Annotated in this window: 17 protein-coding genes, 1 other RNA gene and 1 pseudogene; 13 read left to right on the forward strand and 6 right to left on the reverse strand. The window is 58.2% G+C overall.

Translation table 11 applies throughout. The features are described from left to right. Positions 1–5 precede the first annotated feature (5 nt). The 4 genes from gpmI (at position 6) to GSUB_RS02085 (ending at position 5,055) form a co-directional block, all read left to right on the forward strand. Positions 6–1,556 carry a 2,3-bisphosphoglycerate-independent phosphoglycerate mutase gene (gene gpmI, locus GSUB_RS02070; RefSeq protein WP_040198977.1) on the forward strand — a complete coding sequence of 517 codons (1,551 nt, stop codon included), beginning with the start codon at positions 6–8 and terminating at the stop codon, positions 1,554–1,556. 96 nt (positions 1,557–1,652) lie between these two features. Next, positions 1,653–2,378 (forward strand): ComFC family protein, encoded by a 726-nt coding sequence (locus tag GSUB_RS02075; protein WP_235269928.1) that lies wholly within the window; start codon positions 1,653–1,655, stop codon positions 2,376–2,378. Between the two features lie 89 nt (positions 2,379–2,467). Continuing rightward, complete coding sequence (locus GSUB_RS02080; protein ID WP_040198978.1) at positions 2,468–3,970, forward strand: PAS domain-containing sensor histidine kinase; 1,503 nt, start codon at positions 2,468–2,470, stop codon at positions 3,968–3,970. Between the two features lie 137 nt (positions 3,971–4,107). Continuing rightward, on the forward strand, positions 4,108–5,055 hold the full coding sequence (locus GSUB_RS02085; RefSeq protein ID WP_040198979.1) for a chemotaxis protein: 948 nt from the start codon (positions 4,108–4,110) through the stop codon (positions 5,053–5,055). A 119-nt stretch (positions 5,056–5,174) separates the two neighbouring features. On the opposite strand, the gene ldhH is transcribed toward GSUB_RS02085, so the two are convergent. Continuing rightward, positions 5,175–7,319 carry an L-lactate dehydrogenase (quinone) large subunit LdhH gene (gene ldhH / locus GSUB_RS02090; protein WP_040198980.1) on the reverse strand — a complete coding sequence of 715 codons (2,145 nt, stop codon included), beginning with the start codon at positions 7,317–7,319 and terminating at the stop codon, positions 5,175–5,177. 55 nt (positions 7,320–7,374) lie between these two features. Further along, positions 7,375–7,938, reverse strand: a complete 564-nt coding sequence (locus tag GSUB_RS17805; RefSeq protein WP_052464392.1) for a lactate utilization protein — start codon at positions 7,936–7,938, stop codon at positions 7,375–7,377. Between the two features lie 280 nt (positions 7,939–8,218). Between GSUB_RS17805 and GSUB_RS19340 the strand changes: the two genes are divergently transcribed. The 4 genes and pseudogenes from GSUB_RS19340 (at position 8,219) to GSUB_RS02110 (ending at position 11,532) form a co-directional block, all read left to right on the forward strand. Then, entirely contained in the window at positions 8,219–8,395 is a 177-nt protein-coding gene (locus tag GSUB_RS19340; RefSeq protein ID WP_158414025.1) for a hypothetical protein, read from the forward strand. Beyond that, positions 8,391–8,732 (forward strand): annotated as a pseudogene (locus GSUB_RS02100) (L-lactate permease); the annotation flags it as partial. The gene GSUB_RS19340 and the pseudogene GSUB_RS02100, both read left to right, overlap by 5 nt. 60 nt (positions 8,733–8,792) lie before the next feature. Then, on the forward strand, positions 8,793–10,226 hold the full coding sequence (locus tag GSUB_RS02105) for an FAD-binding oxidoreductase (protein WP_052464393.1): 1,434 nt from the start codon (positions 8,793–8,795) through the stop codon (positions 10,224–10,226). Next, positions 10,213–11,532, forward strand: a complete 1,320-nt coding sequence (locus GSUB_RS02110; RefSeq protein WP_158414026.1) for a (Fe-S)-binding protein — start codon at positions 10,213–10,215, stop codon at positions 11,530–11,532. Before GSUB_RS02105 ends, GSUB_RS02110 begins: the two co-directional genes overlap by 14 nt. A gap of 113 nt (positions 11,533–11,645) precedes the next feature. On the opposite strand, the gene GSUB_RS19850 is transcribed toward GSUB_RS02110, so the two are convergent. Continuing rightward, positions 11,646–11,900 (reverse strand): GSU3128 family (seleno)protein, encoded by a 255-nt coding sequence (locus GSUB_RS19850; protein WP_268747559.1) that lies wholly within the window; start codon positions 11,898–11,900, stop codon positions 11,646–11,648. Between the two features lie 171 nt (positions 11,901–12,071). Between GSUB_RS19850 and GSUB_RS02115 the strand changes: the two genes are divergently transcribed. Further along, complete coding sequence (locus tag GSUB_RS02115) at positions 12,072–12,761, forward strand: hypothetical protein (RefSeq protein ID WP_040198982.1); 690 nt, start codon at positions 12,072–12,074, stop codon at positions 12,759–12,761. Between the two features lie 80 nt (positions 12,762–12,841). After that, positions 12,842–13,141, forward strand: a complete 300-nt coding sequence (locus GSUB_RS02120) for a hypothetical protein (protein WP_040198983.1) — start codon at positions 12,842–12,844, stop codon at positions 13,139–13,141. 56 nt (positions 13,142–13,197) lie between these two features. Here the strand turns inward: GSUB_RS02120 and ssrS are convergent. Further along, a non-coding RNA gene (gene ssrS, locus GSUB_RS18440) (6S RNA) lies at positions 13,198–13,382 on the reverse strand. Positions 13,383–13,503: 121 nt separating this feature from the next. Here ssrS and ettA point away from each other — a divergent pair. Further along, positions 13,504–15,183 carry an energy-dependent translational throttle protein EttA gene (gene ettA, locus GSUB_RS02125; protein ID WP_040198984.1) on the forward strand — a complete coding sequence of 560 codons (1,680 nt, stop codon included), beginning with the start codon at positions 13,504–13,506 and terminating at the stop codon, positions 15,181–15,183. A 233-nt stretch (positions 15,184–15,416) separates the two neighbouring features. On the opposite strand, the gene htpX is transcribed toward ettA, so the two are convergent. Further along, positions 15,417–16,304 (reverse strand): protease HtpX, encoded by an 888-nt coding sequence (htpX, locus tag GSUB_RS02130; protein WP_040198985.1) that lies wholly within the window; start codon positions 16,302–16,304, stop codon positions 15,417–15,419. Between the two features lie 286 nt (positions 16,305–16,590). Next, entirely contained in the window at positions 16,591–17,241 is a 651-nt protein-coding gene (locus GSUB_RS02135; RefSeq protein ID WP_040198986.1) for a YiaD family glycine zipper/OmpA-like lipoprotein, read from the reverse strand. 256 nt (positions 17,242–17,497) lie between these two features. Here GSUB_RS02135 and gatC point away from each other — a divergent pair, with 256 nt between their 5' ends. Both gatC and gatA read left to right on the forward strand, forming a co-directional pair. After that, positions 17,498–17,785 carry an Asp-tRNA(Asn)/Glu-tRNA(Gln) amidotransferase subunit GatC gene (gene gatC / locus GSUB_RS02140; RefSeq protein ID WP_040198987.1) on the forward strand — a complete coding sequence of 96 codons (288 nt, stop codon included), beginning with the start codon at positions 17,498–17,500 and terminating at the stop codon, positions 17,783–17,785. A 98-nt stretch (positions 17,786–17,883) separates the two neighbouring features. Continuing rightward, a complete protein-coding gene (gene gatA, locus GSUB_RS02145) occupies positions 17,884–19,341 on the forward strand; it encodes an Asp-tRNA(Asn)/Glu-tRNA(Gln) amidotransferase subunit GatA (protein ID WP_040198988.1) in 1,458 nt (485 codons plus the stop codon). Positions 19,342–19,366: the final 25 nt, after the last annotated feature.

Genomic DNA, 19,366 nt, shown 5'->3' on the forward strand with positions numbered 1-19,366 from the left:
TTCTGATGAAGCTTTCCGCCAAACGGCCTGTGGCCCTGGTAATTCTCGATGGGTGGGGTATCAATCCCGAATGTGAGGGGAATGCCGTCTGCCTGGCCGACACGCCGAATCTTGACCGGCTGTTTGAAAAATACCCCCATGCCCGCCTGGGAGCATCCGGAGAAGCTGTCGGTCTTCCCGACGGGCAGATGGGAAACTCCGAGGTTGGTCATCTCAACATCGGTGCCGGCCGTATTATTTACCAGGAGTTCACCCGCATTACCAAGAGCATCAAGGATGGAGACTTTTTCTCCAATCCGGTGTTGACCGAGGCGGTCGCCCGCGTCAAAGAAAACGGCGGCACTCTGCATCTGATGGGGTTGCTCTCCGACGGCGGGGTGCATTCCCATATCGGCCATCTGTACGCGCTGCTCGAGTTGGCCCAGCGCCAGGGGCTTGAAGATGTGTGCGTGCACGCCTTCCTTGACGGCCGCGATACCCCTCCCCGCAGCGGGGCGGACTACCTGCGGCAGCTTGAAGAAAAGATAGCGGAGCTGGGCGTCGGACGGGTCGCGACTGTGATGGGACGTTATTACGCCATGGATCGTGACAACCGCTGGGACCGGGTGGAGCGGGCTTATCGTGCCATGACGGAAGGAATCGGCGAGCAGGTGAGCAGCAGCGCTGAAGCTATCCGCCAGGCCTATGCCGCCGATCAGGGTGACGAGTTCGTGGAGCCGCGAGTCGTGGTTCGTGATGGTGCCCCGGTCGGGACTGTTGGGGATGGTGACGGCATCATTTTTTTCAATTTCCGCAGTGATCGTGCCCGTGAGATCACCCGCGCTTTCACCGAGGCGGAATTCAGAGGATTTGTTCGCAGCACAGAGCCGCATTTGGCGACTTACGTCTGCATGACCGAATACGATGCGACATTTGATCTTCCCATAGCTTTCCCGCCGACAAGTTATAAACGGATCCTCGGGGAAGTGGTCTCTGCCGCCGGCAAGAAGCAGCTACGCATAGCCGAAACCGAAAAGTATGCCCACGTCACTTTCTTTTTCAACGGAGGAAGTGAGGAGCCCTTTTCGGGTGAGGACCGGGTCCTGATCCCTTCACCCCAGGAAGTTGCGACCTACGACCTGAAGCCTTCCATGAGCGCCGAGAAGGTCACGGATGAAGTGGTGGAGCGTCTTGAGAGCGGGCAGTATGATCTGGTGGTTCTCAACTTCGCCAATCCTGATATGGTTGGGCATACCGGAATCCTTGAAGCTGCCGTTGAGGCGATGGAAACTGTTGATCGCTGCGTTGCGCGTGTTGTCGAGGGAGTCTTGGCGCAGGGTGGCGTGCTTCTGATCACAGCGGATCATGGCAACTGCGAACAGATGCGCGATGCACAGGGAAAGGCTCACACCGCCCACACCTCCAACCCGGTGCCGGTTATCCTGGTGGGCGATGACTGTGAGGATGTCAGGCTGCGTAACGGTATTCTTGCCGACCTGGCCCCAACCATTCTTTCATTGATGGGGCTTGATGTCCCCGAAGAGATGGATGGATCCAGCCTGATCGTTTCCCCCTAGGGTTGCGATTGGATGCGTTGTTCAGTCTCTTAGGCTTCTATCCCGGTTTTGCCGTCCATGTCTCTACTCAAGCAGCAGGGCCGTAGCCTGCTTAGGATGTTTCTGCCTCCCTGCTGCCCTTTGTGCGGACGTTCTCTTCAGGAGGATCAATCACCGCACAGCTTCTGCACGGAATGCCTTTCGAAAATGCCCCCGGTATCATCCCCATGCTGCCCCCGCTGTGCCCTGCCGTTTGCCCGCTCCGGTGGTCCTGACCATCTCTGTGAGGACTGTACCCGCAAAAGCCCGTCCTACGAGTGGGCCGCTGCTGCGGGCTGCTTTGACTCCTCTCTGCGTGAAGCGATCCATGCGTTCAAGTTCAGCCAGCGTCTCGATCTTGATCGCCCCCTTTCCAACCTGATTATCCAGCGTCTTGGAGATCGCCTCGCTTCGTTTCGAGCGGACCTGCTGATACCCGTGCCCTTGTATCCCGCGCGACTGCGCCAGCGCACCTTCAATCCTCCCCACCTTTTGGCACAGCGGTTGTCGCGTTTCACTAAATCTCCAGTCTCCCCCGGTGCTCTTCGGCAGATACGCCCGCATGCCAGTCAGCGGGAGTTGTCACGCGAGCGGCGCCTTCTCAATCCGATTGGATCCTATGAAGTCGCGCTGCCGGTGGAAGGCCGGCGCGTACTGCTGGTTGATGACGTGATCACCACGGGATCTACCGTCAATGAATGCGCAAAGGTTCTGCGTTCGTCGGGTGCTGCTTCTGTCGCGATCGTCGCCGCCGGACGTGCTCCGCGCCATTCTGAAGGCGGCTCTTATTTTCGTGAAAAATGACCAGGGCCGCAAGCTGCGGTGACATTTTTGCGTCAAACTGTCATAATGAACCGATTCTGTAAGACAATTTTTCGCAACAGGACAGCTCAATGAAAGACAAACCCTTAGATCCTCCTTCTCAGTTTCTCGCGGCACTTTCCACGAGGGGGCTTCTCAATCACCTTCCGCAGGGTGTTTTCCTGGTGGACCATTCCCAGACGATTGTCTACTGGAACCCTGCCGCGGCTCAAATCACTGGGTTTTCCGCCGAAGAAGCAGTGGGCAGGCACTGCTCGTTTCTCTCCGGTATCCCGTGCGGGCGCAACTGCGGACTCTATGATCCGCAGACCCCTAAGCCTATCAGTGGAGTGCGGTGCACCATTCGAGGGAGAAACGGTCAGCGCATCGATCTGTCCAAAAGCGTTGATTTTCTCTACGACGATAAGGGCGAGATTCTGGGAGGTGTGGAATCTTTTGTCGATATCTCCCCCATGAAAGGGCTTGAAAGACGCCTGCGGCGTCATGCCCTCGACTGTGAACAGGAGGTGCGCCGCCGCACTGCTCAGCTCGAGGAGGAGCGCTCCCAACTGCGGGCCATGCTTGATGCCATGAGCGATTTCGCCTATATCGTCTCCAATGGATTCCGTGTTGAATACATGAATCGCGCAATGATTGACGCCTTTGGCAATTGTGTCGGCTCTTGCTGCTACGAAGCTTTTTTCCAACGTGAAACGCCTTGCGTCGATTGCCCCATCGAGGAAGTACGGGAAGGGCGCACAGTGCATCGCGAATGCACTTTCCCCTCCTTGAGTCGTACCTATGAGGGGATCGATACGCCGGTTCACGGCAGCAGCGGTGTGCTGGGCAAGCTGGCCGTTTTTCGCGACATCACGGTGAGAAAAGAAGCAGCGGAGCGGTTGATCGAAGCCAACCGTGAACTCGATGCCTTTGTCTATACAGTATCCCACGACCTGCGTGCTCCGATGACCCCGATTATCGGTTACGCTGAATACCTGCAACAGAACTATGCCCAGGTTCTGGATGAGAATGCCATGAAGGCGTTGAGAGATATTGAGATGCAGGGACATCGCATGATGGCCCTGATGGAGGATCTGCTGATCCTTTCCCGTGTCGGTCGGCTCGAGGCGCCGCGCAGGCAGAGCGATACGATCAAGGTCGTCGAGCAGGTCCTCAGCGATCTGCGCTCAGCCCTGACGGAGAAACAGGTGGCTGTTCATATCGGCGATCTCCCTAATTTAAGGATTCCCGATACCCTGCTGAGCGAAATTTTCTCCAACCTGATCGGCAATGCAGTCCGCTATGCAGGTGTTGAGGGCAAATCCATTGAGGTTGGCGGAACGGTACAGGGGAGCCGCAAACAGATCTTTGTTCGTGATCACGGTGTCGGCATTCCGCCCGAGGAGCGAGGACGCCTGTTCGATCCATTTTTCCGTGGCGAGAATGCGCGTGAAATTCCGGGGACAGGGATCGGTCTGGCGATCGTCCGTAAAATTGTACGTTTGCACGGCGGCAGGATCTGGGTGGAAGCGACTGAGGGGGGGGGAGCGACCTTTCGGCTTGAGTTCGACGAGACGACAGAACTCTCTTTTTGATGTCCAAAGATGTTTTCAGGGGAACAGAATTTTGGGATTTACAAAATTTTATTTTTTTTATAAACTTAGGTTAATTATTTGGATCCCAGTACAGCCCCGACAAAAACAGACCTGTGACAAAACCGGAAGGTGAGGTTATGGCGGCCACTGAAAAGCATGAAATTCTGCTCGAGAGCGGAACCAACGAAGTTGAAATTATTGAATTCTATCTGGGTTCGCAATCCTTCGGCATCAATGTGCATAAATTACGGGAGATCGTGCCCTATGATCCTGATGCCGTAACCCGTGTGCCGGAAAGCATCCCCTCCATGATCGGCATGCTGCTGCTGCGCGGGCAGACGGTGCCGCTGATCGATCTGCGCGAGCATCTGCGCAAACGGCAGGGCGAGCTGGATCCGGATACCCGCAAGGTGGTTCTGGTCTGTGAGTTCAACCGGGAAGTCAATTGTTTCCTGGTCGACGGCGTGAACATGATCCATCGCGTCTCCTGGAAAGACATGCGTCCCATGGACGAGTTCTTCACGCCCTACCGCCCGCGTTTCACCGGCAGCATCGAGGTGGAGGGTCGTGAAATCATGATTGTGGACCTGGAGCATGTCATCTCGGAGATTTTTCCGGAGCAGGCCGACATGATGGGGCAGGCTGAAGTGCCGGATGATTTCAAGCGCGACAGCCGCCAGGATGTCAAGCTGATGGTCGCTGAGGATTCCAACATCATCCGCAATCAGATCGTGACGATCCTTCAGAATTCCGGCTACAAGCAGGTGACCTCTTTTGTCAATGGAGAAGAGTGTTATAACGCACTTCTTGCACTGCGGGATGAGATGCGCAACACGGGAGTGGATCTGAGTGACCGGCTCAATCTGCTGGTGTCCGATATCGAGATGCCGAGCATGGACGGCTTGACCCTGTGCCGCAAGGTCAAGACCGAGCTGGGAATGAAAAATCTGCCGGTCATCATGTTTTCCTCCCTGATCAACGAGCAGCTGGCTTACAAGTGCAAGGAGGTCGGTGCCGATTCCCACATCAGCAAGCCGCAGATCAATGAGCTGGTTAAGCTGGTCGACGGCTTCTGTATCAAATGATCCAGGAGCAGGCATACATCGGTTGAGGCCGCCCGCCTGAAAAAACAATATAAAACGACAACGCCCCGCAGCCTGTTTCAGGTCGCGGGGCGTTGTCGTTTAGAGACTGACGCGGATTTTCATTCGAAACGCTCGGCCAGCAGTTCGATGGTGTGAGCCGCACGGACTGTCGAACCTTTTTTCTCCAGAGCTCCGCGCAGCATGATCAGGCAGCCGGGACAGTCCATGGCCACCACCTGTGCTCCGCTGGAGATGATGTCGTTGACCTTGTCCTTGGTGATTTCGCGCGAAATCGACGGGTGGCTGGTGAAGGAATAGGAGCCGCCGAAGCCGCAGCAGCGATCCGCATGGGCCATTTCGATAAGTTCGAAGCCGCTCTTTTCAAGCAGAGAACGCGGTTCGCGCCAGACACCGGCGCCACGCCGCAGGTGACAGGAGTCGTGGTAGGTGGCCTTCCCGCCGGCGGCCGCCGGCAGCTGTTCGGTTGCCTCAAGCACGTTATGGATGAAGGCCGAGATGTCGATGGTTTTCTCCGCAAGGAGTTCGGCCTTCTGTGCCCAAACCGGGTTGTCCCGCAGGTGCTCCACGAAATCGCGCTTCAGCGCCAGGGTGCAGGTGGGGCAGGTGGTCACCACGTAGTCGGGATTCTCCGCCAGCATCGCCTTGACGTTCTGCTCAGCCAGTTCCACCATTGTCTCGCGGTCGCCCGAGTAGAGGGCGGGGATGCCACAGCAGTTCTGCTCCTGAGGATAATAGACCTCGACCCCCAGTCGGTTGAGCACCCTGACCAGCGCGGTGCCCATTTCTGGATAGATGAAGTCATTGGCGCATCCGCCGAAGAAAGCGACCCGATGGCGCGGCTTGTCGACCTTCTGCTCGATCTGTGGTAGAAGGTCGCGCAGCGGTTTCTCGGCAATGGTCGGCAGGGTGCGCCACTCGGTGAGGGACGAAAAATAGGCAGGCAGATGACGAATGCTGCGCTCGCCTTTGCTCACCGGTTTCTGCAACAGGCTGGCGGCGCGGATCAGGCTGTGGAAAAGCCTGCGGTTGCGCATCACTTTTTTGAAGACGAGGGATTTGGCCGTGCCGATTCCTTCCTCATCCCCGATCACCGAACGCAGATGCAGGATGATGCCCTCCAGGTCGATGTTGCTCGGGCAGATGGCGACGCAGGCGCGGCAGCCGATACAGGCGCGCACGATTTCAGCCGCCTTGTCCAGGCCGTGAAAGAAGGCCGTCAGAATAATACCGATGGCGCCGATGTAGACATGGCCGAACACATGGCCGCCCACCGTCTGGTAGACGGGGCAGACGTTGGCGCAGGCCCCGCAGCGGATGCAGCGCAGGGCGTCACGGCAGCGCGGTGATTCGGCCAGGGCGCTGCGCCCGTTATCGAGCAGGACGATGTGCAGTTCTTTCTGTCCGTCGCCGCAGGGAACCGCGCCGGTGATCCAGGTGACGTAACTGGTTATGGGCTGGCCGGTGGCGTTCTTGGGCAGTACACGAACCACCTTGGCGGCGTCTTCCAGGGTCGGCACAAGCTTTTCAATGCCCACCAGGGCCACATGAATTTTGGGCAGGGTTGCCACCAGGCGGGCATTGCCCTCGTTGGTGACCAGTGCAATGCTGCCGTTCTCGGCGACAGCGATATTGGCGCCGGTGATGCCCATGTCGGCATCCAGATACGTCTGGCGCAGTTGTTCACGCGCCACTCGCACCAGATGGGCGATCTCAGCGGGTTCCTCGCGGCCGGTCACCTTGCCGAAGAGATCGGCCACTTCTTCCTTGAACATATGGATGGCCGGCATCACCATGTGGCTGGGGCGCTGGTCCGCCAATTGAATGATCCACTCACCCAGGTCGGTCTCAACGGCCTTGACGCCCGCTTGTGCCAGCGCGTGGTTGAGGTGAATCTCCTCGCTTGCCATGCTCTTGCTTTTGGCCACTGTTTTTACACCGCGTTTTTTGGCCAGATCAGCAATGTAATTGTTGGCGTCCCCTGCGGTTTTAGCCAGGTAGATGGTGGCACCGGCGGCACCGGCGTTGTCCGTGAAGCGGGTGAGAAGTTCCTCGCGCCGTTCCCGCACCTCGTCTTTCATCGCGGCGATATCGCGCCGCAGTTCTTCAAAATCCAGACCGGCAAAAGCCGTAGCGCGGGACACCAGGTAGGCATCCCCAAAAATATGCAGGGCTTCCTGCAGTTTAGGTGAGGTCAGAGCCTGATCGATGCGTTGCTTGTATTCCTGGGTACGCTGCTTGGTCATGGGTTCCGCCCCGTGGACAAACCTGCCTGGTCCGATGGTCAGTCCAGTTTTATGGTTAATTCTCTATGAAATCGTCCGAAAGGCCTTCCAATAGCAGAACGTGTAGCTCGCAGGGCCCATGCACGCCAATGGTCAGCACCCGTTCGATGTCGGCGGTGCGGCTGGGGCCGGAAATATAAGCGAGAAAACTGCGCGGTGTCTGCTGCTGAAGGCGGCGAAGAAGAGGGACGGCTTCAAGCCCGTCGGCGACGATCTTGCACGGATCAAGCAGCGCGAAATGGCGCTCGGGCAGCGTTGTGGCAAGCCGTAAGGCCTCGTTGGTACTTTCCAGTACGATAGTTCCGGTGTCAGCGATGGCGAAATTGGAGCCAGTGATGCCGGCTGCCGCAGCGGGACCTTCAGCGCGCAACTTACCAGTGGCGATTTCGCTGCCGCGTTGGCGCAACTCCCTGGCCAATCCAAGGCGCTCAAGACTTGGGCTGGGGCCGAGCATCGCCAGACCGCCAGCATGCGTATGGATATAATCGGCGGCGGCGGCAACATCCCCCACAGGTAGAACTTTGGCACCGACGCGGGTGGCGGCTTCGCTGAAACCCTGCACAAGTTTTGCGTTAATCATGTGGAGTCTCTGTTGAAAATGGTCATACCACTAATTTTAAAATCTTATCTCGCAGTGAATTGTCTGTCAACAGCAAACAATGATTTCACTTAAACAGTATATTCCGTTAAGCATGTAATTTTTAGCCGTTTATCTGGTTTTTCCTCGCCAAAACGTAATTTTGAAATTGTGTTGACAAGAGCAGAAAAGGCAGGTAATTCTTTTAAAAGGTAAGGCCAGCTTACCTTTTTGCTGGTTTACCGCTTTGGCCCATTTTCCGTGTGGAAGGGACTTCCGCCCTATGGATTTGCTGCTTTCGCTGTTTCCCATCATTTTGCTGATCTATCTGATGACCCGCAAAAAAGCGGTTCCCTCCTATCGTGCCCTGCCGCTGGTAGCGGCAATTCTCTACATGTTGAGTGTCAGCGATGTCGTGGCACTAAAATCCGTTATCGATGTGCTGGCACTCAACAGGTAACGCCATGGCTCAGGTGGTCGGGCCGTACTGGCAGTTCTTTGCTTCATACCTAGGGGCCCTGGGTTCATTTTTTTCGGGGTCCAACACCGTGTCCAACCTGACCTTCGGCGGCATCCAGCTCTCCATTGCCCAGGAACTGGGGCTCAACCCCCAGACAATCCTGGCTATGCAGTCCGTGGGCGGCGGTATGGGCAATATGGTGTGTATCAACAACATCGTCGCCGTCTGCTCGGTGCTGAGCATAAGCCACAAGGAAGGCTTTATCCTCAAGCGGACCGTGGTGCCCATGCTCCTCTATGGTATGAACGCCGCGCTGGTCGGAATCTTTCTTATGTAGAAAGGTCGCTCTTCAATCGGCTTCTGAAAAACAGCTGCAACCTAGAGTAAGGAGACCTGAATGATCTCTACCACAGCTATTGCCCACCTCAAAGAAAAGCTAGGCGATTCCCAAGTCCTGCATGAAAAAGAAGATTTACTCACCCTCGGATATGATTCCACCCCCGGCGTGCATCACCTGCCGGAAGTGGTGGTTTATCCACAGACTGCCGAGCAGATGATCTGGGCCATGGAGATTGCCCACCGCGAAGGATTGCCGCTGACGCCGCGCGGTTCCGGTACGGGGCTGTCCGGCGGCAGTGTGCCGGTCAGGGGGGGGATGGTCATTGGCCTCTCGCGCATGAACCGCATCCTGGAGATCGACGAGGAAAACCTCACCGCGACGGCGGAAGCCGGTGTCGTAACCCTCGACCTGTTCAATGCGGTCGCCGCCAAGGGGCTGTTTTACCCACCCGATCCCGGCTCGCAGAAGATATCGACCCTCGGCGGAAACGTGGCGGAAAATGCGGGCGGGCTGCGCGGGCTCAAATACGGCGTTACCCGTGATTACGTGATGCAGCTCAAAGGGGTGCTGCCCGACCGCAGCCTGTTCTGTACCGGCGGCAAGAGCGTCAAGGATGTGGCCGGCTACGGTTTCAAGGATCTGATGTCCGGCAGCGAAGGTACGCTGGGGCTGATCACCGAGGTGACGGTGAAGCTGATTCCGCCCCCGCAGGACAAGCGCACCATCCTGGCCTATTTTAATGATGTGCGCACTGCAGGAGAGGCCGTTTCGCGCATTATCGCCGCTAAAATCATTCCCTCCACCATGGAGATCATGGACCGTGCGACCATCAACTGTGTGGAGGATTACGTGAAGATCGGTCTGCCGCGCCAGATGGCGGCGCTGCTGCTGATCGAGGTTGATGGCCATCCCGCCCCGGTGGCGGAGGAAGCCGATGGGGTGCGTGCTATTCTCGAGCAGGTCAAGGCCGCCGAGATTCACGTGGCGCGCGATGCCGCACACGCCGCCGATCTGGCTGCCGCCCGCCGCACGGCACTGTCGGCGCTGGCGCGGGTTTCTCCCACCACGCTGCTCGAAGATGCTACTGTGCCGCGCTCGCGCCTGGCTGAAACCTTCGGCGAAATTGAGCGGCTGACACAGAAGTACGGACTGAAGGTGGGCACTTTCGGCCATGCCGGAGACGGCAATCTTCACCCCACCGTGCTGTGCGACGAGCGCGATCAGGACGAGATGAAGCGCGCTCACGATTTCTACAACGAATTGTACGAGCAGGTGCTGGCCTCGGGCGGAACCGTCTCCGGAGAACACGGCATCGGTCTGGCCAAGAAAGCCTACCTGTCCCGTCAGATCGGCGAGGGGGGCGTGCGTGTTATGAAGCGCATCAAGCAGGCCTTCGACCCCGAGGGGATTCTCAACCCCGGCAAGATTTTCGATGAAGGCGACCCCTGCACCACCCCGCATGTGGAGGAGGGCTTTCGTGTCTCTCACTGAATCCAAGGAGCGTACGGGCAATTTCCGACCGCAGGACGCTCCTCATTACGACGACGTGCTGCAGTGCATGCGCTGTGGCTTCTGTCTGCCCACCTGCCCCACCTATGTGCTTACCGGCCGCGAGCGTTCCAGTCCCCGTGGACGCGTAGCTCTGGCGCGCGCGGTGGCAGAGGAAAAACTTGAATTCAGCCGTGCCGTGCGCGATGAGGCCTTTTTCTGCCTGGATTGCCGCGCCTGCACCAGCGCCTGCCCCTCGGGTGTGCGGGCCGGGGAGGTGATGGAGGTCTGCCGCGATCAGGCGCAGTCTTTTTATCCCCTGGGGCGCACCGGCAAAGCGCTGCGGGAATTCATCCTCGAAAAAATGGTGCCATCGCCCGGTCTGATGGAGGCGTCCATGCTGCCGACGCGCCTCTACCAGAGGCTCGGCATCCAGTGGCTGGTGCGCCATCTCAAGGTGCTCAATCTCGGTCCTGACTGGATGGCCAAGGCCGAGGGGATGATCCCTGAGTTGCACAAGCCGCTGCGGCCTCAGCTGCCGCCGGTCGTCCCCGCCAAGGGGGAGAAGCGCGGGCGGGTTGGTTTTTTTCTCGGCTGCGTCATGACCCTGATGTATCCAAGCGTGTCCCGACAGACCGTGCGTGTGCTGGCCCAGCAGGGCTTTGACGTGGTGACGCCGCGCGACACCAAGTGCTGTGGAGCACCTCATCTATCCGAAGGCGACCGGACCACGGCGCGCCGCCTGGCCAAATTCAACCTGGATCTGTTCATGGCGGAGGAGATCGACTATATCGTCACCGACTGCGCCGGTTGCGGCGCCGCGCTCAAGGAATACGAAGAGCTGCTGGCGGAAAGTGCCGATCAGCGCAGCCTGGAAATTTTCCGCAGCAAGATCCGTGATGTGTCGGAATTTCTGTTCGAGGTGGGTATCCGTGAGGAAGGGCTGGTTCCGGTAAATGCGACAGTGACCTACCATGAGCCCTGCCATCTATGCCACGCACAGGGGATTTCCCGTCAGCCGCGTGAGGTGATAAAGCATATCCCCGGCGTTGAGCTGCGCGAAATGAATGAATCGAACTGGTGCTGTGGGTCAGCCGCCACCTGGGGGCTCAAGTACAGCGAAGAGAGTCAGAAGGTGCTTGACCGGAAACTCGAAAATGTTCGCGCAACCAATGCTGATTACCTGGTGACCGCCAATCCCGGTTGCCACCTGCAATTGGCCTGGGGGGTGCGTGAAGCGGATATGCCGCAGAAAGTGCTGCACCTGATGGAGCTTATGGGACGCGCCCTGCCGCCCGATTCAGAATAGTTGTCAGCGTTTGTGATCCGTGTCGGGGCCTCCGTCCGAAAAGGCGGAGACCTCGATTCACCGAACTTCCACCCCATGCTACGCCAGAGAAACAATCACTTCTCCTCGCTCTCCTACCCGATCCCCAGCTCATCCTGCAGCCGCAGGACGAAATTCTTGGCCCGTCCCGAGGGCGCCAGCATGCCGTAGGCCATCGCTTCCCTGAGTTCCTTTTTGGTGGCGCCGTGTTCCTTCGCGACCGCGAAGTGCTTGCTCAGTCAGTCGGGGCAGCCGACCGCTACGGCGCAGGCCACGCGGATCATCTCGCGGGTTTTGACATCCAGTACTTCCTCGTATTCATAATCGAAGACTTTTTTGCGGATATTCATGGGTACTCCTTTCTCTGATCGGGAAATTCCTGCTTTCAGGATAAGGGTAGATCATGCGCTGGCGAATGCAACCCTGCTATATTGCAGAAGGATCGAGCAACCCTCTGGCAAAGTGCGGCGAAAAACGCTACCATGCCCGGATTGATCTGATTTGCCGCGGGAGGAAATACGATGTTCCAGATGGAGTTGGCTCAGTTTGAACAGGCGGCCAAGGAGAGACGCCCCGACCGTGCAGTGCTGGTGCGCGGGCAACATTGGCAGGATGATTGGCGTGAGCTGTTCGCAGTGGTGGCGCTCAAAGAGATCCGCCTTGATCTGCTGCCGCGGCGCGATTGCTTGGTGGCGGAACTCTATCCGCTCACTTTCTACAACCAGCGTGACGGGAAGATCGATGACGAACTGAGCGCACGGCTTGGCTATACCCGGGTCAACCGATTTTTTCTGCTGGTCGATCAGGAGCGGGGCAAGTGCCGCTTCGGGCCGCCCCACGGTCAGATCGGCCTTGATTCGGTATGGCGCAGTTTCGGCCTGGGCGGCTACCTGATGGCGCAGCTGATTGCCTGGGGGCGCGACCGCTATCCCGGCGCCGCCGTGACGACTGAACATCTTGATCTGAGCCAGGTTGAAGTTTTGCGGCCTCTGCTCAACGGTTTCTGCAAGCGGGCAGGGTTCGAGACGATCTTCCATGCCGAGGATTCCGTGACCTGTTTTGTCAAACGCCTTGAACTGCTCAACCCGGACTACAATCACCAGCGGGTCACCGAGGTGGAGGAGCTGGCCCCGGAATACTGGTTTGTTCCCGGTCTGCTGGGCGACAAGGCCGCTGAGAAGGTTCAGTCGGTTCTGTCGACCCGCCATTGACGCCGGTTTCTTTGTTCCATGGGAACTGCAATCCCATGCTGTACAGTGACGAGTTTGCAGGGAATATTCAGGGAGCGGGCATGGACCAGGTTATTCTGACCATCGACATGATCACTCATACGGCCATTCATCTTTTTGCGCTGAGCATTCTGTGGATCATTATTGCCGGGCAGCAGGCTAGACGCAAAGACCCCCGTGAGCCGGAAGCCAAGGGGCGCTGGGGGCAGGTCAATCATCTGCTGCTGTGGCCGCATCGCGAATACGCGCTGCGCAAGCGTCATCACTGGATTTTGTGGGTCAATCTCGGTAGCGCCGCCATTTTTCTGGCCGGGTTTCTGTTGATGGGGCTGACGGCGATTTTTTATCGGGGTGGGAGTTAAACACAGGAATTGCAGAAATAAAAAAGGCCCGCATATCAAATGCAGGCCTTGCACAAACTGTCTCCGGGATGCCGATTGCCGTGTCGGAAGATCTCGCCCCTGTAACCAAGGACGGCTTCTGAAAGCCGCTTCAGGCTTCCCGCTGCAAGGCGGGCCTGCTCACCACGACTTTACACGAAGCGCGATTCAACATCATGCTGGCGAGTGTTTCGTCAGCGAAAATCGCACATCCCAGAGAAGTCAAAGAACAGAAAGTAAAAGGCTTTTTTCCTCAGCAGCCTTTAACTGCATACTATATAAAATCCTGCCCCGAGGCAAGTATTTTTAACCCACAGAACGCAACAAGGAGAACCGAAGGTTTTATGAGCAGCGACGACAAAAAAGTCATTTATTCCATGATGAAAGTGGGCAAGTACCACAACAAGAAGCCGGTTCTGAAAGACATCTCTCTGTCCTATTTCTACGGCGCCAAGATCGGCGTGCTGGGTCTCAACGGCTCGGGCAAGAGTACGCTGCTGCACATCATGGCCGGGGTCGATAAGGATTTCGTCGGCCAGGCCTCGCTCTCCCCCGGCTACAGTGTCGGTTTCCTCGAACAGGAGCCGCATCTCGACGAGAACAAGACCGTGCGCCAGGTGGTGGAAGAAGGTGTGCAGCAGACCGTTGATCTGCTCAAGGAATTCGAGGAGATCAACCTCAAGTTCGCCGAGCCCATGTCCGACGACGAAATGAACAAACTCATCGAACGGCAGGGCGAGGTGCAGGAGCAGCTCGACGCCCATGACGCCTGGGACCTCGACAGCCGCCTGGAGATGGCGATGGACGCTCTGCGCTGCCCGCCCGGAGATTCGCCGGTCAAAGTGCTCTCCGGCGGCGAAAAGCGCCGCGTGGCCCTGTGCCGGTTGCTGTTGCAGAAACCCGACATCCTGCTGTTGGACGAACCGACCAACCATCTCGACGCTGAAACCGTCGCCTGGCTCGAGCACCACCTGCAGCGTTACGAGGGGACGATCATCGCCGTGACCCATGACCGTTATTTTCTCGACAATGTGGCCGGCTGGATCCTTGAGCTCGACCGCGGCGAGGGAATCCCCTGGAAGGGCAATTACAGCTCATGGCTGGAGCAGAAGCAGGAGCGGCTGCGGCGCGAGGAAAAGAGCGAGAGCGATCGGCAGAAGACTCTGGAGCGTGAGCTGGAGTGGATCCGCTTGACCCCCAAAGCGCGCCACGCCAAAAGTAAGGCGCGCATCACCGCCTATGAAAAGATGTTGGCGCAGGAGTCCGACCAGCGGGCCCGCGACCTGGAACTTTATATCCCGCCGGGACCGCGCCTGGGCGGCGTCGTCATCGAGGCCGACAGTGTTGCCAAGGGGTATGGAGACCGCTTGCTGTTCGAGAACCTCTCCTTCCAGCTGCCGCCCGGTGGGATCGTCGGCGTGATCGGCCCCAATGGCGCGGGCAAAACCACCCTGTTCCGATTGATCACCGGACAGGAGCAGCCCGATGAAGGCAGTTTCAAGGTGGGCGATACGGTCAAGCTGGCCTATGTCGACCAGAGTCGTACCCTTGACCCCGACAAGACCATCTGGGAAGAGGTGACCGGCGGCGAGGAGATGGTCCGCCTCGGCAAGCACCAGGTCAACAGCCGCGGCTATGTGGCGCGTTTTAATTTCTCCGGCAGCGACCAGCAGAAAAAAGTCGGAGTGCTCTCCGGCGGCGAGCGCAATCGCGTGCATCTGGCTAAGATGCTCAGGGAAGAAGGCAACGTGCTGCTGCTGGACGAACCGACCAACGACCTGGACGTCAACACTATGCGGGCGCTGGAAGAAGCGCTGGAGAATTTTGCCGGATGCGCGGTAGTGATCAGCCACGACCGCTGGTTTCTCGACCGCATCGCCACTCACATTCTCGCTTTCGAGGGGGACAGCCGCGTGGTCTATTTTGATGGCAACTACAGCGAATACGAGGCGGATTACAAGAAACGCGTCGGCGCTCAGGCCGATCAGCCCCATCGCATCAAGTACCGCAAGATGGAGCGTTAGCGAGCGTCTATTTCTTGACACAAAAAAAACAGCTGGACTCTTCTCAGGAGACCGGCTGTTTTTTTGTGTTGGATAAAAATGGGTGATGGGAGATGTCAGCGGGCGGCATGGGATCGCACCTCCCATGTCAAGGGACGCTTTTCGCCATCCCTGGCCGCTTGACTGGCGCCCTCCCTGGCGCCAGACACCCTTGTCATGGGAGGTGCGATCCCATGGGGCAGATGGATGAAAAGCTACTGGCCGCGTTTCAACGCCTCGATCCGCTCCTCCAGGGGAGGGTGGGTCATGAACAGGCGCTTGAGGCCATGGCCGATGGGGCCGGAGATGCCGAAAGACTTCATCTGGTCCGGCAGGTGCGGCTGGTTGACGCTGAGGCGCAGCTTCTCCAGCGCGCCGATCATCTTTTCGCGCCCGGCCAGGCTGGCGCCGCCGGAGTCGGCCCGGAATTCGCGCTGGCGGCTGAACCAGAAGACGATGGTGCTGGCGAGGATGCCGAACACCAGCTGGGTGACGATGGAGGTGATGAAAAAGGCCGGGCCGTGGCCTTCCTCCGTCTTGAAGACCGTCCGGTCAACAATGTGCCCCACCACCCGCGAGGCGACAATGACGAAGGTGTTGACCACCCCTTGGATGAGAGCCAGTGTGACCATGTCGCCGTTGGCGACGTGGCTCACCTCGTGGGCCAGTACTGCTTCCGCCTCTTCGCGATCCATCGCCCGCAGCAGGCCGGTGCTGACTGCCACCAGGGCATTGTTGCGGCGCATCCCGGTGGCAAAAGCGTTGGCATCGGGAGCATCGTAGATGGCCACTTCCGGCATGCCGATACCAGCGACTTCCGCCTGGCGGCGCACGGTTTGCACCAGCCAGTCCTCGACCTCATTGCTCGGTGTGGTGATGACTTTGGCGCCGGTGAGGCGCTTGGCAGTCCATTTGGAGATGGCCAGAGAGATCAATGAGCCGCCGAAACCAAAAACAGCGGCAAAAACTATCAGATTATAAAGATCGAGACCGACCCCCTGTTCATCGAGAATGCGACCGACGCCGAGCAGGCTCAGTACAACGCTCAGGACCAGGACGATCGCCAGGTTGGTAATGACGAACAGCATGACTCTTTTGAACATGTTTCTTTTTCCTCCAAGCTAGCTGGTTGACGTTCAGGCAATAATTTTTTGTTATCGCGCTGAAAAAAGGAGCGCCGCCAGAGGGAAGTACCGAAACAGGCGACGATGAGATTTATTATGAAGAATGGGGGGCAAGTGTCAAGAAAATCCGGATAAATTCGCATCGGCCTAGAGGCGTTTGATTTTTATCGGCCTGCAAGGTGTGCGCACAAAAGAGGAGTACAAAAACGCCCGCGCTGAAAAATCTGCGCGGGCGTTGCAAATAAAGCCAGTTGGTGGAATAGCGTTAGTTCAGCGGGGTGATTCGAATCTCCACCCTGCGGTTGAGTTGTCGCCCATGTTCGGTGCTGTTGTCGGCAATCGGGTTGGCTTCGCCGTACCCGATGGTGTTCATGCGCGCGGCGCTGACCCCCTGAGCCAAGAGAGCGTTCTTGACGGCCTCGGCGCGGCGCTGCGACAGCTGCAGGTTGTATTCCTCGCTGCCGGTGCTGTCGGTGTGCCCCGAGATGGTCAGGCGGGTCTGGGGGTACTGGGAAAGAACGTTGGCGACCCGGTTGATCTCGTCATAGGCGCCCGGCTTGAGAGAGGCCGAATTGACGTCGAACATGACATCCGATTTGAAGGTCAGGGCAATGGTGTTGGCCTGGCGCTGGATGCTTGCGCCTTCGACTCCGGCCACCGCCTGCTGCAGGGCGGCTTCCTGCTTATCCATATAGCTGCCGATAGATCCTCCGGCCAATCCGCCGACCACCGCACCGATGCCGGCACCGATGAGGGTCGACTCGGTATCGCCGCCGATCGCCTGACCCAAACCTGCACCTGCCGCGGCACCGACACCGGTGCCGATGCCTGCACCCTGCTGGGTTTTGGTGAGGGGCTGGGCACAGCCTGCGGCAATCAGGGTGACAGCCATCAGGGTGATCAGAACTTTTTTCATGATATCCTCCGTTTAATGTGAATATGAAATTATATCTCGGGGGCTATTATACTGTGTGGAACCGGCGATGCAACCTTCATCGGCCGACATGTCGCCCGATGTCGCCTGCAAAAGGGCCTATGCGGTGCTCTTTCGGCGCTCCGGAAGTGCCTGAATCAGGGTTAATATCAGGCTGGGGCGCCAAATCCTTGAAAAGCTGAATTGCTGCGTGGTAAATTTGCCACTTTCCATATGAAACTGAACAGGAGTTTGTGTCATGAAAATATCCCGTGAAGAGGTGGAGCATGTCGCCCGTCTGGCGCGGCTGGCTCTGCCCGAGGATGAAATCGATCGCCTGACCGGCGAAATGGACGCCATTCTCGGCTATGTTGAAAAGCTCAATGAACTCGATACGGAGGGGATCGTTCCGACCGCGCATGTGGTGCCGGTGGAAAATGCCCTGCGTGAAGATGAAGTCAAACCCTCCCTCGGGGCTGAAAAAGCACTCGCCAACGCCCCGCAGTCTGCCAACGGCTGCTTCCGGGTGCCGCGCGTGATTGAATAAGTACATCTATTCGCCTCATTGGAGCTGCGACCCCACGTTGAAAAGTTAAGAATACATCAGGGACATGTGCCGCCGATCAGGCGGAATGGAGATACATCATGAATTGGACTGATCTGACTCTGCGCGAGCTGGGAGAGAAACTCCGGGCACGTGAAGTTTCTTCGCAGGAGTTGACCCGCGCCTGCTTTGAGCGCGTCGATGCTACCGACCAGCGTGTCAACACCTTTATCACCCGCTGCGAGGAATCGGCTTTTGCCGCCGCGGAAGCGGCGGATCGCCGCATTGCCGAAGGGCAGGCTGGGCCGCTGACGGGCATTCCGGTGGCCGTCAAGGATATCTTCAATACCGAAGGAGTTCTGACCACCTGCGCCTCGCGCATCCTCGCCAACTACACCGCGCCCTACGATGCCACCGCCGTTGCGCGCCTCAAGGAGGCGGGAGCGGTGATCGTCGGCAAGCTCAACATGGATGAATTCGCCATGGGCAGCTCCAACGAAAATTCGGCGTATGGCGCCGTGAGAAATCCCTGGAATCTCGAATGCGTCCCGGGCGGTTCATCGGGGGCGTCCGCCGCCGCCGTTGCGGCGCGCCAGACCGCGGCGACCCTGGGCACGGATACCGGTGGTTCGGTGCGTCTGCCTGCCTCACACTGCGGGGTGGTGGGGCTTAAACCCACATACGGACGCGTCAGTCGCTACGGCGTCATCGCTTTTGCTTCGTCGCTCGACCAGGTGGGCCCGGTGGCTCGCACCAGCGCCGACTGTGCCGCCATGCTGGGTGCGGTGGCCGGTCACGACCCGATGGACTCGACCTCAATCGACACGCCGGTGCCGGATTATCTTGCCGGCCTCGATGAGCCGCTCAAGGGGCTGAGAATCGGACTGCCGAAGGAATATTTCATCGATGGACTCGACGCTGATGTCGACAAGGCGCTGAAAGAGGCGATGGATGTTTATCGCGACCTCGGTGCCGAGTTCGTTGATGTCAGCCTGCCGCATACTGACTACGCCGTGGCCTGCTACTACCTGATCGCCACCGCCGAGGCTTCGAGCAACCTGGCCCGCTATGACGGCGTGCGCTACGGGGTGCGCGACGAGGAGGCGAACCACCTGATCGATATGTACATGCAGACCCGGGCGCGCGGTTTCGGCTCCGAGGTCAAGCGGCGTATCATGCTGGGTACCTATGCCCTGTCGTCGGGTTATTACGCTGCCTATTATCTCAAGGCGCAAAAGGTGCGCACCCTGATCCGGCAGGATTTTCTCGATGCTTTCGAAAAATGCGATGTGCTGATGACGCCGGTTGCGCCGACTCCCGCATTTCGCATCGGCGAAAAAATCGCCGATCCGTTGACCATGTATCTTTCCGATATCTTTACTATTTCAGTTAACCTGGCAGGGACATGCGCTCTTTCTACCCCGTGCGGGTTTTCCGGCGAAAACCTCCCCATCGGCATGCAGTTGGTGGGCAGGCCTTTCGACGAGCAGACCATTCTGCGGGCCGGCCATGCCTTTGAGCAGGCAACGCCGTGGCACAAAAAACAGGCGCCTCTCTAATGCCCTGGTTGGGGCGCACCGAGTG

The sequence above is a fragment of the Geoalkalibacter subterraneus genome, assembly GCF_000827125.1.
In the GTDB taxonomy this organism is placed as follows: Bacteria; Desulfobacterota; Desulfuromonadia; order Desulfuromonadales; family Geoalkalibacteraceae; genus Geoalkalibacter_A; species Geoalkalibacter_A subterraneus.